Origin of the sequence: Aquibaculum sediminis (genome assembly GCF_040712085.1) — a bacterium.
Taxonomy (GTDB): Bacteria; Pseudomonadota; Alphaproteobacteria; order Kiloniellales; family DSM-21159; genus Aquibaculum; species Aquibaculum sediminis.
This window is the reverse complement of the sequence record NZ_JBFCVK010000001.1, coordinates 502,493-516,091: the sequence shown is the minus strand read 5'-3', so window position 1 is coordinate 516,091 and position 13,599 is coordinate 502,493. Positions and strand designations below refer to the sequence as shown.

The window sequence follows — 13,599 nt, the reverse complement described above, 5'->3', positions numbered from 1 at the left end:
CGGCCTACTTCCAGATCGGCTTGCCGGAGCCGGGCAGGCCGAGGTCGTTCCAGATGCCGGAGACGCGGTCGACCACCTCCTGGTCCATGCGCAGCACCTGACCCCACTCGCGTTTGGTCTCCGGCGGCCACTTGTCCGTTGCATCCAGGCCGATCTTCGAACCGAGGCCCGACTCAGGGCTGGCGAAGTCGAGATAGTCGATCGGGGTGTTCTCCAAGACCGTGATGTCCCGCGCCGGGTCCATCTTGGTCGAGACCGCCCACCAGACATCCTTCCAGTCCCGGGCGTCCACATCCTCGTCCACCACGATCACCCACTTGGTGTACATGAACTGGCGGAGATAGGACCAGGCGCCCAGCATCACCCGCTTGGCGTGGCCGGGATAGGCCTTCTTCATGGAGATCACCGCAATCCGATAGCTGCAACCTTCCGGCGGCAGCCAGAAGTCCACGATCTCCGGGAACTGCTGCTGCAGCAGCGGAATGAAGACCTCGTTCAAGGCCTCACCCAGAACCGAGGGCTCGTCGGGCGGGCGGCCGGTGAAGGTGGAGAGGTAGATGGGATCGCGCCGGCGGGTGATGGCGGTGACGGTGAAGACGGGGAATGGCTCCACCGAGTTGTAGTAGCCGGTGTGGTCGCCGTAGGGCCCTTCGTCGCCATAGTCCTCCAGGCTGACGTGGCCCTCCAGTACGATCTCGGCCTCGGCCGGGACCTTGAGCGGCACGGTCTTGCAGTCCACCAGGTCCACCTTGCGCCCCCGCAGGAGGCCGGCGAACTGGTACTCCGAAAGCGTATCGGGCACCGGCGTCACGGCGGCGAGGATGGTGCCAGGGTCGGCGCCTAGCACGACCGCGGCCGGCAAGGGCTCGCGCTTCTCCGCCTTCCAGCGCTGGTGATGCTGCGCACCGCCGCGATGCTTCAGCCAGCGCATCAGGGTCTTGTTCTTCCCCAGCTTCTGCATGCGGTAGATGCCGAGGTTGAAGTCGTCCTCGCGGCGCTTGCCCGGTCCCTTGGTCACCACCAGCGGCCAGGTGATCAGCGGCGCCGGTTCGCCGGGCCAGCAGGTCTGGATCGGCAGATCATCGAGGTCGATGTCCTCGCCCTCCAGCACCACTTCTTGTGACGGGGCACGGGAGACCGTACGGGGCTTCATGGCCATCACGGTTTTCAGCAGCGGCAGCATGTCTACCGCTTCGCGGAAGCCGCCGGGCGGCTCAGGCTGGCGCAGGAAAGCCAGGGTCTCGCCCACCTCGCGCAGTTGATGCGGCTCCCGGTCCATGCCCCAGGCCACCCGCTCCACCGTGCCGAAGAGGTTGACCAGCACCGGCATGGCATAGTCGCCGCCCTCGGGCTTCACCACCTTCTCGAACAGCACGGCCGGGCCCCCTTCGGCGAGCAGCCGTGTCTGGATCTCGGTCATCTCCAGCACCGGTGATACGGGATGCTTCACCCGCACCAGCCGGCCGTTCTGTTCCAGGCGTTCAATGAAGTCGCGCAGGCTGCGATAGGGCATGGCAGCGGGCTCCTGCAGTGGCGAGGCCCGCCTTCAATGGCACCGCCGGCACCGGAAGAAAAGCAGAAGCTGGCTCAGCGCCGCCGCCCAGCCGGGGTCAGGGCTCTTCGTCGGTTTCCTGCCACGACTGCAGGATTTCCACGAGAGTCGCAACATTGCCCGCCGGGAAAGGGTGCTGTTCCTTGAGCAGAGCCTCGTCGCTGCTGACCCAGGCCCAGGCCTCCTGGAGTTCGCCTTCTTGTGCGCCGGTGGCCACGACTTCCGCTGCAAACTCGTCGTCGACGGGGCCGAGGACACGGTGAATCGCTTCGCGCGTCAGCATGGCTTGCGCCTTAGTGCAACGTGGGGCTCATCGGAAAGGTCCAGCCTTCATGGCGCGCTGCGCTGCCTGTATCGGCCAGCAAGGCCGAGAACACTGTGGCTTCCTGGCGTTGCGGAAACGGCAGGGTCATCGAGGCCTTGCCCAGCGCACGCAGGAGCAGGCGTTCGGCCGCTTCGGCGATTTCTATTTCGGAAGCAGGGGGAAGGCACTTCGGACTGCGAACCGGCTGTGCCAGGCAGAGATTGTGCAGAATTGTGAAAACCCAGGCGCGCATTTCCCGGTCGGAGCGGTGCTGCCGCACACGGGTCAGCGCACGGATGACGCACTCCTCCACCAGGTCCTCCGCGGTGCCTACATCGAGGCAGTGCGCCAGGGCGTAGTCCAGGAGGTCCGGGATCTGAGCGGCGATTCCCGCATAGCGCGGGAGGGGAAGAGCGGATGAAGCCATGATAACACTCCCTGGTTGAACCAAGGATGCAGCGTCTCCCGAATCCGAAAAAAATCCTGAAGGCCTCCGGGTGACGCCCTCTCCCATGCAGCATTGTCGGGCAAAGCTTCCGTCGGGTGCAAGCCAAACCGACAGATTGACATGGCGCGCTCACAAAGACCGACGGGTTGGCACGCTGTGCTGCACGATTTTTCCTTGATCTGGGCGCTGTGCGTTTTAGCTCATGCCCTACGTCTGCGGCACTTTTCTGCTTTTCACCACATGGGAGATCGTTGTGCGCCCGGAAACCCGGCTGTTCCTTTCTCGTTGGCTCGCCAAACCCACCCAGGTGGCTTCGCTTTATCCCAGTTCCCCCAAGCTTTCCGCCCACATCGCGGCCAAGGCGCTGCGCACATCTCACGAGAGAGTGCTCTATCTGGGCGCTGGCACGGGTGCTGTGGGGGCGGCGATGGTGCTGGCGGGGTTGCCGGAATCGCAGTTGGTCATGGTCGAACTGGACGCGAACCTGTGCGAACATCTACGCAGCGCATTCCCCGAGGCCTTGGTGCTCGAGGGTGATGCGCTCAATCCGGCGGCGCTGCTGCCGCCCGAATGGGCCGGGCAGATCACGACCTGTGTGTCGGGTTTGCCGATCGTCCACTATGGCGTGGAAAAGCAAAGGCGCTTCGTGGAGCAGGTCTTCAGTTTGATGTCCGAACCGCGGCTGGTGCAGTACGGCAACCTTCCGCGCCCGCCGATCGCTCACCGCCAACTGGGATTGGCGGTGAAACGGCTGGGCTTCGGTTGGAGTGGCGTTGTGCCGCATTTCATCTGGGAATTTCGGCCCAACGCCTGACGCTGCGCGATCGTGCGTTGCTCAGTCCTGCCGACCATGCATGAACCAGGCGGTGGCGATGGCTGCCACTCCCAGGACCAGCAATCCGGTCACGGCAGGATGGCGTTGCACCAGATCCCCGGCCTCGCGGCCCAGTTCGCCCGTGCGCCGTCCGGCGCGGCGCAGGCGACGCCGCACTTGGCCATTCTCGTCGCCGAGTTCCTCGAGACTATGGGCGGCCTCGTTTACCTGCTTCTGCAGTTCACGGATCCGGTCGTGAAGGCTGTCGTTCATGCTGGTAACTCCTTTGTGCGGTCAAGGCGCCCCTGAACCCCCACCCACCGATCCATCCGCAGCGGCAGGGTTCGGGGCATGCCTATCATAGATATAAGCGAGTTTACGTCAGGGGGAAGCCGGGTCAGATCGAATGCGACCGGCTCTACAAGCTGTGGCGCTCAATCTCCATAAACTCCTCATGGTGATAGACCTGGAGCAGCAAGAGCAGGCGGCTGCGTGCGCGGCTTACTCGGCTCTTAATGGTGCCCAGGGCGCAACCGCACTGCTCGGCGGCTTCCTCGTAGCTCAAGCCCGTACCGCTCACCAACAGCAGCGCCTCCTTCTGATCGTTGGGCAACTGCGCCAAGGCGTTGTCCATCGCGCGGGCCTTGATCAGCCACTCCTGTGGTGCCTCCACCCAGGGCATGTCCTCAACCTCTCTCGAGAGCACAGTCCCTTCACGGTGGCGTTTGCGGTAGTTGGTGTAGAAGACATTGCGTTCGATCCGGAACAACCAGGCCTTCATGTTCGTTCCCGGACGGAACTGATGCAGGCTGGACAGCGCTCGGAGCAGCGTCTCCTGCACCAGATCGTCAGCTTCGCTAGCATTGCGGGTCAGAGAGCGGGCAAAGGCGCGCAACGATGGAATCAATGTGATGATCAGTTCGCGCTCTGGAAGGCCGCTCGTGGCCGAGTTTCGGGGCGTAGTGACGGTTTGCTTGAAAGAACCGTTTGGCCTTCTCCTGTTTATAGAGCTGGTGGGGGAAAATTGAGGGGCAGTCACTGCACTCATGTTCATTCCCGCTCTCCCATTCGTCTTTTAGGCGACGACTACGTGTTCTGACACTTGGGCAGCGGGAAACGTTGCGCAAGGTGCAATTATGGTACGAAAGGCCGCAGTTTTCTCACAGGTTGTAGTGCGATTACGCAGGTAAGTGCTTGTTTCACGGGAACAGGTTCCCAAATCGATGGCCGAAGCGGCGCTGCCGTCCCGTCCAACGACCGAGGGTTGCCTGCATGCACGAAGCGGAAGAAGCGCAGACTCTGGAAGAGGTTGTTCGGCGTATCGGCGCGGCCGGAGCCGGTGAGCGCGTTTCTGTTGCCGAGATCATGCAGTCCGTCGGTCAGCGCAGCTTCGGGCCGCTGCTGCTCGTGCCAGGCCTGCTGCTTGTATCACCTTTGAGCGGCATTCCCGGCTCAGGCACCATCGGGGGCCTGATTATCGGGATCGTTAGTCTGCATCTGATTTTGGGGCGCAGGCGAATCTGGCTGCCCAGCTTCCTGCTGTCGCGGGCGGTGCCGCGGGCGCGTCTGACGGGCGCGCTGCGCTTCCTCACACCCGCCATTCGCGTGGTGGACCGGTTGATAAACAGGCGTTTCAGCTTCCTGACCGAGGGGGCGTTTGCCCGCTTGATCGGCGTGATCTGCCTGTCGATCGCCTGCTTCATGCCGCCCATGGAGCTCGTTCCCATGAGCAATTCGGCGATGGCGGCGGCAGTGAGCCTCTTTGCCCTGGCGCTGGTTGCGCACGACGGACTGCTGGCGACCCTGGCCTTCCTGGCCACCGGTGCCGTTGGCTATCTGGTTCTGGAAACACTGCCGATGTAAGCCAGCCCGCTCATCGCGGGCCTCGATTATTCAGCGGAAGCCGTGGCTTCCGCCATGGCGCCTGCTCGCCCCTTGGCCATGTCATAGTCACGGAAAACTCGCGCAACGCGGATCCGGTAGTCGTTGAAGATGCGCGCACGCCCGGCCTCCTGCGCCGCCGCATGGCCGCTGTGACGATACCAGTCTTCGATCGCAGCTTCGTCGCGCCAGGCGGAAAGCGAGAGAAACTTCTCCGGATTGGTCACGGACTGGAAACGCTCGATGGAGATGAAGCCGTCGATCTTCTGCAGCTCCTCACGCAAGCCCGCAGCGAGCGTGAAGTAGTCGTCGGTGGCCTCGCCTTTCGGCTCCACCTCAAAAATCACCAGGATCATGGCCTCATCCTCCGTCCAGCAGTGCGCCGAGGATGCGGGGAAGGCGCGGGCAGCGTCAAGCCGCCAAGTCGCGGCTCAGGTCACCATGACGATCCAGAGCGCTGCTGCTCCCAGGAAGAGGGAGGCGATCAGGCCGCGGGCGGCGAGCTCGCGCCAGCGTCGGCGCGTGGCCACTGCGGTGGGGAAGGCAGCCGGGTTCTCCTGCTGCCGGTTCTGAGTGGATCGGCAGGCGTCCATGCGGCCCTGCTCCCGACTGTTTCAGATGGATGCCGGGTAGGGTTGTTTCTCTACTAAGTCAATAGGGAATAAGCCCAACGGACTGGCTGGCCGACGTCATCGCTCGGAGGCGGCGGCATCGTCTGTTTCAGGAAGCCTATCGCATTCAAGTGGATAGGTTACCTCCGGGACGTAGAGCGGACCCCCTGACTGCAGATGGCTGGAGAAGAGGGTGAAGGCATCGACCGTGAAGGGGTGCAGACGGAAGAGGGAATGCTCCATCAGGAAGCGCTCCAGCTTGGGGCCATGCTCGATGCGGCCGCGCGCCAGGGTGACGTGTGGCTTGAACTTGCGCCGATCCGGTTTCACGCCGGCACGCACGCTCGCCTGGTCCACCTTGGCCTGTAGTCGTTCAAGCTTAGGATTGTTCTCAACACCCACCCACAAGGTGTTGATACGTTTACCTTCGGTGAAGACGCCGATTCCCGATAATGTCAGTTCGAAGCGCGGAAAGTCCATGCCGTGCAGGGCATCGTCGATGTCGCGTGCGAGCCCATTGTCCACGTCGCCGAGGAAGCGAAGGGTGAGGTGGAGGTTCTCAGGCGGCACCCAGCGCGCACCCGGCAGTCCACCGGCCAGGAATTGGAGCCGCTCGCGGACGTCTTCGGGCAGGCCGAGAGCGATGAAGAGGCGCATAGCACGACGCTCCCGCAAAACAGGGGACAAGCCTCTCTGTTAACAGGAAGCGGGCGGCCTTTCAAAAGCCGCCCGCGATTCCCGGTCCGACGATGGCTTGTCCTGCTCAGGGGCAGGGGAAGGTGAACTCGTGATGAATCTTCTCGATCTCCGCCAGGATCTCCGGCGTCAGGGTGACCGCGGTCGAATCGATGGCGGTCTTGAGCTGCTCGAGGGTCGTGGCGCCCACGATGGAGGAGGTCAGGAAGGGCCGCGAAAGCACGAAGGCGTGGGCCATCTGCGAGGGGTCGAGACCGTGATCTCTTGCCAGCGTGACATAGCGGCGCGTGGCTTCCTCCGCCCGTGGGGTGAAGTAGCGGGTGTTGTCCGGGAAGACGGTCATGCGCGCGCCGGGCGGGCGGTCGCCATTGAGGTACTTTCCGGAGAGCACGCCGGCTGCATTCGGCGCATAGGCGAAGAGGCCCACCTGCTCCCGATGGGCGATTTCGGCCAGCCCCACCTCGAAGCTGCGATTGAGCAGGCTGTAGGGGTTCTGCACGGTAGCCACGCGAGGACCGATGCCCTGCTCGGCGAGCTGCAGGAACTTCATGACACCCCAGGGGGTCTCATTCGACAGGCCGATGTGGCGGATCTTGCCGCTATTAACGAGATCGTTGAGCGTCCCCAGGACGTCTTCCAAGGGGGTCCAGTCGCCTTCGTCCGGGTTGGGCTTGTAGCCCAGCTTGCCGAAGGTGTTGACGCTGCGCTCCGGCCAATGGAGCTGATAGAGGTCGATGTAGTCGGTCTGGAGCCGGCGCAGGCTGTCGTCCACTGCCTGGGTCAACTGCTCCCGGGAGAACTTGGGATAGCCGTCACGCACGTGCCGGAAACGCGCGCCCGGCCCCACAGCCTTGGTGGCCAGGATCACCTTATTGCGCTGGCCGCGCCGGGCGAACCACTCGCCGATGATCTCCTCGGTGCGCCCGTAGGTCTCGGCCTGGGGCGCGATGGGGTACATCTCCGCCGTGTCCCAGAAGAAGACACCGCGGTCCAGGGCGTAGTCCATCTGGGCCAGCCCGTCTTCGAGGCTGTTTTGGCGACCCCAGGTCATTGTGCCGAGGCAGATGAGACTGACGTCGAGATCGGTGCGTCCGAGACGGCGAAGCTCCATGAGGCGTGGCTCCATGCAGTGTGGGCAGGTGCGGCTCGTTCGGAGCAGCGACACCGGCTAAAAGGGATGAGGTGCCCCTGGTATAGCCGTAGCGACCGGCTATGGAAATCGCCGACTGCGGCGGACGCGCATAGTTCGCGTCAAGCGGCCTTAGCTTTCTGCTTCAGCCTGGTCGTTCACCTCGGACAGCAGTTCTTCGACGCTGGGCAGGATGCGCGCCACGATCTCCGCCACACCCTCGGCGTTGGGGTGGATGCCGTCGCCCTGATTGAGCGCCGGTTCGGCCACCACTCCGTCCAGGAAGAAGGGGTAGAAGACCACGTCATGCGCTTTTGCCAGCCGGGGGAAGAGCGCGTCGAACTCCGCTGCATAGTCCGAACCCAGGTTGCGCGGCGCCAGCATGCCGGTGAAGAGGGTCGGAAGCTCTTCCTCTTCCAGCCGTTCCAGCAGCCCGGAGAGGTTGCGCCGGGTTTCACTGGGGTCCAATCCCCGCAGTCCGTCGTTGGCGCCCAGCACCACCAGAATGGCATCCGGCTCGTCGGCCAGGGCCCAGTCGATCCGCGCCAGCCCGGCTGCCGTGGTATCGCCGGAATTGCCAGCGTTGATCACCTCCACCTCATGCCCCTGGTCCCGTAGCGCGGCCTCGAGCTGCTGCGGGAAGACGTCGTCGGGGTCGAGTCCGTAGCCATGCACCAGGGAATCGCCGAACGCCATCAGGCGGACCGGTTCCGATGCCTGGGCGATCCCTGCAGTGAGCCCGACCACAAGGGCGAGCGAGGAGAGGCTGGTGGCCAGGCGGCGGGCGATGGGCATGAAGTCTTCCTCTTCGGCAGGGCGCGTTCGTCGATTGCACTGGGGTTCAGGTAGGCGTCGACACGCGCCGGTCAAGCAATGGCTTGCTCTGTCGCCTGTCCCGCCTCCGGCGCGCTTCTCGTTGATCGTTCCGCTCTCTGCCCCATATCTGCCCCATGTCTTCCCCATCATCTGCGAAGCAAACGGCACAGAAGGACGGCGCAATGCAGCGGGCTGCTCACCGGGATCAGGAAGAAATGATTGCGCTGCAGGACCTGCGCCTCACCTATCGCTCCGGCGCCGGGCCGGTGGAGGTGCTGCGCGGTATCGACCTTACGATCCCGCCCTCGGAAACGGTTTCCCTCGTCGGGCCCTCGGGCTCCGGCAAGACTTCCCTGCTCATGGTGATCTCCGGTCTCGAGCGGGCCACCAGTGGGCGGGTGACTGTGGCGGGCGCCGATCTCAACGCCCTGGACGAGGATGACCTGGCGGCCTTCCGCCGCGATTATGTCGGCATCGTATTCCAGGACTTTCACCTGATTTCCACCATGACGGCGCTGGAGAATGTGGCGGTACCGCTGGAGTTTGCCGGCCGCGACGATGCCTTCGAGCGCGCCGCGCAGGTGCTGGAGCAGGTGGGGCTGGGCCACCGACTGGATCACTATCCCGGCCAGCTTTCCGGCGGGGAGCAGCAGCGGGTGGCCTTGGCCCGAGCCTTCGCCCCCGGCCCGAAACTGCTGCTGGCGGACGAACCGACCGGCAACCTCGATGGCGAAACCGGCGCGCGCGTGGTGGAGCAGCTCTTCGCCCTACAACGCGCCCACGCAACGACCCTGCTGTTGATCACCCATGACACCCGCCTGGCGGAACGCTGCAACCGCGTGGTGCGAATCGGCGACGGTGCGCTGGTTGAAGACCGCAGGCTGCACGGCAACGGACAGGAATTCACAGGGCTGGAAGCGGAGCCGGTGGCGTGAGCGAGGGTGTGCTCGTCGGCCGGCCTCGCAGCGAGACGCAGCGGCCCCCGTCCACTGTCAGCTTGGCCTGGCGGCTGGCGCGACGGGAACTGCGCGGAGGGCTGAAGGGCTTCCGCGTCTTCTTGCTCTGTCTGCTCCTGGGCGTGGCCGCGATCGCGGCCGTGGGCTCGCTCTCGCAGGCAATGCTCGGCGGCCTCTCCGACAATGGTCGTGCGCTTCTGGGTGGTGACGTCGAGCTGCGCACCATTCATCAGCCGCTGACGGCCGAGCAGCTTGGCTGGATGGAAGACAACAGCGCGCGCCTGTCCCGGGTCGCCGACCTGCGGGCCATGGCGCGCGCGGACAGCCCCGACGGCGGCCGGCGGCTGGTGGAACTGAAAGCTGTCGATGGCGCGTATCCCCTGCACGGCGCGGTGACCGTCGAGCCGTCGGTGGAGGGCCCTCTGCCGCTGGCGCAGCAGGGTGAGCAGTGGGGGGCTCTGGTGGATCCGGCCCTCCTGTCCCGCCTGGATCTTGCCCTGGGCGATACCCTGCGGATTGGTGACCTGGCCTATGAGGTGCGGGGTACCGTCAGCCGGGAACCCGACCGCGCGGCGCGCGCTTTCACACTCGGCCCGAGGGTTCTGGTCCATATCGACAGCCTCGCCGCTTCCGGCCTCGAGCAGCCGGGTTCGCTCATTTACTACCACTATCGCGCGGACCTGCCCGAAGGAGAGACGGCCGACTCCTGGCGCAGCCGCCTCGATGCGGCCTATCCCGATGCCGGCTGGCGCGTGCGCGACATCTCGCGCGCCGCACCGGGGGTGGACCGCTTCATCTTCCAGGTGACGCTGTTCATGACCCTTGTCGGGCTGACGGCCCTGCTGGTGGGCGGTGTGGGCATCGCCAATGCGGTGCATGCCTTTCTCGACAGCAAGCGCAGCACCATTGCCACCCTGAAATGCCTGGGCGCGCCGGGGCGTTTGATCTTCACCACCTATTTGGCGCAGGTCATGGCGCTCGCCCTGCTTGGCATCGGCGCCGGCCTGGCGCTGGGTGCGCTCGCACCCTTGATCGCCGGCCCGCTTCTGGCCGATCGGCTGAACTTTCAGCTCCAGGGCGGCGTGCATTGGCCGGCACTGGCGCTGGCGGCGGTTTTCGGGTTGCTCACAACCCTGGTCTTCACGCTTTGGCCCCTGGCCAGGGCGCAGTCGATTCCGGCCGGCAGCCTGTTCCGTGATGTCGTGGACCGTGCGGCAAGCCGGCCGCCGCTTTGGGCACTGGTGGCGCTGGGGCTCTCGGGCCTGGCCCTGGCGGCGGTGGCGGTTCTCGGCACCGATGGCGGTCGGGTGTCGTTGGGATTCGTCGTGGGTGCCGTCGGCGCGCTGCTGCTCTTCCGTCTCGCTGCGGCAGGCATCGCCTGGGCCGCGCGCCAGCTGCCCCGGCCGCGGCGCCCCGGATTGCGACTGGCGCTGACCAACCTCTACCGGCCGGGAGCCAGCACCGGCAGCGTGGTCACCTCCCTGGGGCTCGGTCTGACGGTGCTGGTGGCCATCGCCTTGATCGAAGGCAACCTGCGTCACCAGGTGGTGGAGCAAATGCCCGAGGAGGCCCCGGGCTTCTATTTCATCGACATTCAGCCCGATCAGGTGGAGCGCTTCGATGCGCTGGTTCAGGGCCACACCGGTTTCGAGTCCATGGAACGGGTCCCGATGCTGCGCGGGCGCATCACCCGGATAAACGGGCTGCGGCCGGAAGAGATGGAGGTGGATTCGGACGTCTCCTGGGTGTTCCGCGGCGACCGCGGCGTCACCTGGTCGGCGGGGCCGCCGGAGGGCAGCCGCATCACTGCCGGCGACTGGTGGCCCGAAGACTACGAGGGGCCGCCGCTCATCAGCCTGGAGGCGCGCATTGCCGAGCAGATCGGCATCGGCCCTGGCGACAGCCTGACCGTCAATCTCCTGGGACGCGACATCGAGGCGGAGATCGCCAACCTCCGACCCGTCGACTGGTCAGAGCTCTCCATCAACTTCGTGATGGTCTTTTCCCCCGGTCTCGTTCAGCAGGCGCCCCAGACCCACATCGCCACCGTATCTCTGGACCCGGAGCAGGAAGAGGCGCTGGAGGCTGCGGTTGCGGATGCTTTCCCCAATGTATCGGCCGTGCGGGTCAAGGAGGCCTTGGAAAGTCTCGCGCAGATGCTGCGCGCCATCGCCACGGCGGTCACCTTGACCGCGTCCGTGACGGTTGCGGCAGGCCTGCTGGTGCTGGCCGGGGCGGTGGCCGCGGGGCAGCGCCGACGGGTCTATGACGCGGTCGTGTTGAAGGTACTCGGCGCCCGGCGCCGCGACGTGCTGCGGGCATTCCTGCTGGAGTTCGGCCTGATGGGCCTCATCGCATCGCTGCTGGCGATCGTCATGGGAACGCTGGCTGCCTGGGCTGTTCTGACGACGGTGATGCGTGTCGAAAACTTCACCTTCCTGGTGGTGCCTGTGGCACTGACCGCCCTTGTGGCAGTTGCCGTAACCCTCATCTTCGGATTTGGCGGAACATGGCGGGCCTTGGCGCAGAAGGCAGCCCCGATCCTGCGCAACGATTAATGGCACGAAGCAGTTTGATTTGTGCCTTCATGTCGCTTTTCGGAGGCAGCGCGACCGGTTTCTGTTGACCCCATTTCAGGGATCGCCCATATCTGGGTACGACATTTTTCTGTGTTTCAGGAGTGAGGAGCGCCATGGCGTTCGGTCAGGATCGCACCAAGTACATGTCCCGCAGTCAGGCCCAGACTGCGCAACTAGACGAGGGCCTGCGCAGCTACATGCTGCGCGTCTACAACTATATGAGCCTCGGCGTCGCCTTTACCGGCGCCGTTGCCATGATCGTCGCGATGAACCCGGCCCTGGTTCAGGCCGTGGCGTCGATGTTCTGGCTTTTCTTCATCGGTATTCTGGGGCTCGGGTTCATGGCACCGCGCATCATGACCTCGAAGTCCGTGGGCGCAGCCCAGGCCTGCTTCTGGGTCTATGCGGCACTTTGGGGTGCGCTTCTGGGGCCAATGATGGCGGCCTACGCGGCCATTGATCCCATGCTCATTGCCCGCGCCTTCTTCATCACCGCTGGCACCTTCGCTGGCATGAGCCTCCTGGGCTACACGACGAAGAAGAACCTGGCACCCATGGGAGCCTTCCTGGCGATGGCGACCATCGGTCTGCTGATTGCGCTGCTGGTCAACGCCTTCTTCATCCAGGATGGTGCCTTCCAGCTGCTACTGTCGGTGGTCGTGGTTCTGGTCTTCTCGGCTCTCACCGCCTACGAGACCCAGATGATCAAGAACATGTACTACGAGACCGATGGTGCCGACGTGGCGACCAAGAAGTCCATCTTCGGCGCCTTCATGCTCTACGGCTCCTTCATCACGCTGTTCATCTACATCCTCAGCATTCTGGGGATCATGCGCGAATAGCAGCGTGCTGCCCAGTTTCGGGGGCTGATCAAGAGAAAGCCCGGTGGAGCGTGTTCCACCGGGCTTTTTTCTTGCTTGCCGCCGCTGCCTGCTGCCGCAGGGGCCTTATCGGAACATGAGCACCGGCACCTTGCAGGACCGCACCATGGCGCTCGTCGTGCTGCCGATCATCAGGCGGCGAATGCGGGAGTGGCCGTAAGCGCCTATGACCAGCAAGTCGATGCCATCACGCTCGACCTCCCGCGCGATGACCTCATCCGGAGCGCCGGGCAGGATGTCAGCATCGACGGCATAGCCGGCGCCGCGCAGCTGCCCGGCAGCGTCCTCGAGACGCTCGCGCATGTTGGATTGGTCGGCTCCGACCATCAGCAGCCGACAGGACAGGTCCTTCAGCAGCCGGGACTTGGCCACATGCGCGACGGCCTTTCTCGCGCTCGGCCCATCATCATAGGCGATGAGCAGGCGTGTCGGCTGCCGGAACGCGCGCGCAGCCACCAGCAGCGGCCTGGTGCTGGCCCGTGCCACGCGCTCCAGGTTGGAGCCTAAGTGCAGTTTCGCGAAGTCAGCAGCTTCGCCACGCTTGCCGATGATGACGACGGCGGCATCAGCCTCGATCTCGCGCAGCGAATCGAGCAGGTCGCCGTGGCGCAGCCGTGGCGTGACGCGCTCGATCCCGGCCTTCGCCAGGCGGGCCTTGGCCTCGTCCAGGATCAGGCGCCCGCGCTGTTGTGCCAGCTTGGCGTGGCGTTCGTCGTGCTCGGCCAGTTCGTGCAGGAGAGAGTCCTGGTCATTGACCGAGAGGTTGCCGCTCAGGTTGGCCGGAACGGACGTGACCTGCCGGCGTCCGAGGACGTGGAGCAACTCCACTTCCGTTTCCAACGCCGGGGCCACCCAGGCGGCATAGTCGCAGACGCTGGCCGTGTAGACCGAGCCGTCGATGCAGGCGATGATCTTGCTCAAGGTCGGCTATT

At 64.8% G+C, this 13,599-nt stretch carries 16 protein-coding genes; 5 read left to right on the top strand and 11 right to left on the bottom strand.

The genetic code is table 11. The features are described 5' to 3' along the window. Positions 1 to 4: 4 nt before the first annotated feature. The 3 genes from ABZ720_RS02365 to ABZ720_RS02355 form a co-directional block, all read right to left on the bottom strand. Positions 5 to 1,513 (bottom strand): UbiD family decarboxylase, encoded by a 1,509-nt coding sequence (locus ABZ720_RS02365; RefSeq protein WP_366553402.1) that lies wholly within the window; start codon positions 1,511 to 1,513, stop codon positions 5 to 7. Between the two features lie 97 nt (positions 1,514 to 1,610). Continuing rightward, entirely contained in the window at positions 1,611 to 1,835 is a 225-nt protein-coding gene (locus tag ABZ720_RS02360; protein ID WP_366553400.1) for a hypothetical protein, read from the bottom strand. A gap of 10 nt (positions 1,836 to 1,845) precedes the next feature. Continuing rightward, a complete protein-coding gene (locus ABZ720_RS02355) occupies positions 1,846 to 2,283 on the bottom strand; it encodes a sigma factor (protein ID WP_366553398.1) in 438 nt (145 codons plus the stop codon). A gap of 223 nt (positions 2,284 to 2,506) precedes the next feature. On the opposite strand from ABZ720_RS02355, the gene ABZ720_RS02350 reads away from it, so the two are divergent. Further along, positions 2,507 to 3,118 carry a hypothetical protein gene (locus ABZ720_RS02350; RefSeq protein ID WP_366553396.1) on the top strand — a complete coding sequence of 204 codons (612 nt, stop codon included), beginning with the start codon at positions 2,507 to 2,509 and terminating at the stop codon, positions 3,116 to 3,118. Between the two features lie 21 nt (positions 3,119 to 3,139). Here the strand turns inward: ABZ720_RS02350 and ABZ720_RS02345 are convergent, their stop codons facing one another. Beyond that, complete coding sequence (locus ABZ720_RS02345; protein WP_366553394.1) at positions 3,140 to 3,391, bottom strand: hypothetical protein; 252 nt, start codon at positions 3,389 to 3,391, stop codon at positions 3,140 to 3,142. Between the two features lie 145 nt (positions 3,392 to 3,536). Continuing rightward, positions 3,537 to 4,025 (bottom strand): sigma-70 family RNA polymerase sigma factor, encoded by a 489-nt coding sequence (locus tag ABZ720_RS02340; protein ID WP_438264066.1) that lies wholly within the window; start codon positions 4,023 to 4,025, stop codon positions 3,537 to 3,539. Positions 4,026 to 4,390: 365 nt separating this feature from the next. Here ABZ720_RS02340 and ABZ720_RS02335 point away from each other — a divergent pair, with 365 nt between their 5' ends. Then, a complete protein-coding gene (locus ABZ720_RS02335; RefSeq protein ID WP_366553392.1) occupies positions 4,391 to 4,981 on the top strand; it encodes an exopolysaccharide biosynthesis protein in 591 nt (196 codons plus the stop codon). Positions 4,982 to 5,007: 26 nt separating this feature from the next. Here the strand turns inward: ABZ720_RS02335 and ABZ720_RS02330 are convergent, their stop codons facing one another. The 5 genes from ABZ720_RS02330 to ABZ720_RS02310 all read right to left on the bottom strand — a co-directional run bounded on the left by ABZ720_RS02330 (position 5,008) and on the right by ABZ720_RS02310 (position 8,230). After that, positions 5,008 to 5,355, bottom strand: coding sequence for an antibiotic biosynthesis monooxygenase family protein (locus tag ABZ720_RS02330; RefSeq protein ID WP_366553390.1), 348 nt, complete (start codon positions 5,353 to 5,355; stop codon positions 5,008 to 5,010). Between the two features lie 75 nt (positions 5,356 to 5,430). Beyond that, positions 5,431 to 5,592, bottom strand: a complete 162-nt coding sequence (locus tag ABZ720_RS02325; protein WP_366553388.1) for a hypothetical protein — start codon at positions 5,590 to 5,592, stop codon at positions 5,431 to 5,433. 96 nt (positions 5,593 to 5,688) lie between these two features. Continuing rightward, positions 5,689 to 6,267 carry an RNA 2',3'-cyclic phosphodiesterase gene (gene thpR, locus ABZ720_RS02320; protein ID WP_366553386.1) on the bottom strand — a complete coding sequence of 193 codons (579 nt, stop codon included), beginning with the start codon at positions 6,265 to 6,267 and terminating at the stop codon, positions 5,689 to 5,691. Positions 6,268 to 6,373: 106 nt separating this feature from the next. Beyond that, entirely contained in the window at positions 6,374 to 7,417 is a 1,044-nt protein-coding gene (locus ABZ720_RS02315; protein WP_366553384.1) for an NADP(H)-dependent aldo-keto reductase, read from the bottom strand. Between the two features lie 150 nt (positions 7,418 to 7,567). After that, positions 7,568 to 8,230 carry an arylesterase gene (locus tag ABZ720_RS02310; protein ID WP_366553382.1) on the bottom strand — a complete coding sequence of 221 codons (663 nt, stop codon included), beginning with the start codon at positions 8,228 to 8,230 and terminating at the stop codon, positions 7,568 to 7,570. Positions 8,231 to 8,433: 203 nt separating this feature from the next. Here ABZ720_RS02310 and ABZ720_RS02305 point away from each other — a divergent pair, with 203 nt between their 5' ends. The 3 genes from ABZ720_RS02305 to ABZ720_RS02295 all read left to right on the top strand — a co-directional run bounded on the left by ABZ720_RS02305 (position 8,434) and on the right by ABZ720_RS02295 (position 12,628). Then, positions 8,434 to 9,186: an ABC transporter ATP-binding protein gene (locus ABZ720_RS02305; RefSeq protein WP_366553380.1), complete on the top strand. Its 753-nt coding sequence runs from the start codon at positions 8,434 to 8,436 to the stop codon at positions 9,184 to 9,186. Continuing rightward, positions 9,183 to 11,765 (top strand): ABC transporter permease, encoded by a 2,583-nt coding sequence (locus ABZ720_RS02300; RefSeq protein ID WP_366553378.1) that lies wholly within the window; start codon positions 9,183 to 9,185, stop codon positions 11,763 to 11,765. Before ABZ720_RS02305 ends, ABZ720_RS02300 begins: the two co-directional genes overlap by 4 nt. Positions 11,766 to 11,899: 134 nt before the next feature. Continuing rightward, positions 11,900 to 12,628 carry a Bax inhibitor-1/YccA family protein gene (locus ABZ720_RS02295; RefSeq protein ID WP_366553376.1) on the top strand — a complete coding sequence of 243 codons (729 nt, stop codon included), beginning with the start codon at positions 11,900 to 11,902 and terminating at the stop codon, positions 12,626 to 12,628. 105 nt (positions 12,629 to 12,733) lie between these two features. Here ABZ720_RS02295 and ABZ720_RS02290 read toward each other — a convergent pair whose 3' ends face one another. Next, positions 12,734 to 13,588, bottom strand: a complete 855-nt coding sequence (locus tag ABZ720_RS02290) for a universal stress protein (protein WP_366553374.1) — start codon at positions 13,586 to 13,588, stop codon at positions 12,734 to 12,736. Between the last annotated feature and the right edge of the window lie 11 nt (positions 13,589 to 13,599).

Coding starts and splice junctions, on each gene's coding strand:
- ABZ720_RS02360 (WP_366553400.1), bottom strand. CDS start 1,835: ATGCTGACGCGCGAAGCGATTCACCGTGTCCTCGGCCCCGTCGACGAC.
- ABZ720_RS02345 (WP_366553394.1), bottom strand. CDS start 3,391: ATGAACGACAGCCTTCACGACCGGATCCGTGAACTGCAGAAGCAGGTA.
- thpR (WP_366553386.1), bottom strand. CDS start 6,267: ATGCGCCTCTTCATCGCTCTCGGCCTGCCCGAAGACGTCCGCGAGCGG.
- ABZ720_RS02365 (WP_366553402.1), bottom strand. CDS start 1,513: ATGCCCTATCGCAGCCTGCGCGACTTCATTGAACGCCTGGAACAGAAC.
- ABZ720_RS02335 (WP_366553392.1), top strand. CDS start 4,391: ATGCACGAAGCGGAAGAAGCGCAGACTCTGGAAGAGGTTGTTCGGCGT.
- ABZ720_RS02310 (WP_366553382.1), bottom strand. CDS start 8,230: ATGCCCATCGCCCGCCGCCTGGCCACCAGCCTCTCCTCGCTCGCCCTT.
- ABZ720_RS02355 (WP_366553398.1), bottom strand. CDS start 2,283: ATGGCTTCATCCGCTCTTCCCCTCCCGCGCTATGCGGGAATCGCCGCT.
- ABZ720_RS02295 (WP_366553376.1), top strand. CDS start 11,900: ATGGCGTTCGGTCAGGATCGCACCAAGTACATGTCCCGCAGTCAGGCC.
- ABZ720_RS02350 (WP_366553396.1), top strand. CDS start 2,507: ATGCCCTACGTCTGCGGCACTTTTCTGCTTTTCACCACATGGGAGATC.
- ABZ720_RS02330 (WP_366553390.1), bottom strand. CDS start 5,355: ATGATCCTGGTGATTTTTGAGGTGGAGCCGAAAGGCGAGGCCACCGAC.
- ABZ720_RS02325 (WP_366553388.1), bottom strand. CDS start 5,592: ATGGACGCCTGCCGATCCACTCAGAACCGGCAGCAGGAGAACCCGGCT.
- ABZ720_RS02305 (WP_366553380.1), top strand. CDS start 8,434: ATGCAGCGGGCTGCTCACCGGGATCAGGAAGAAATGATTGCGCTGCAG.
- ABZ720_RS02315 (WP_366553384.1), bottom strand. CDS start 7,417: ATGGAGCTTCGCCGTCTCGGACGCACCGATCTCGACGTCAGTCTCATC.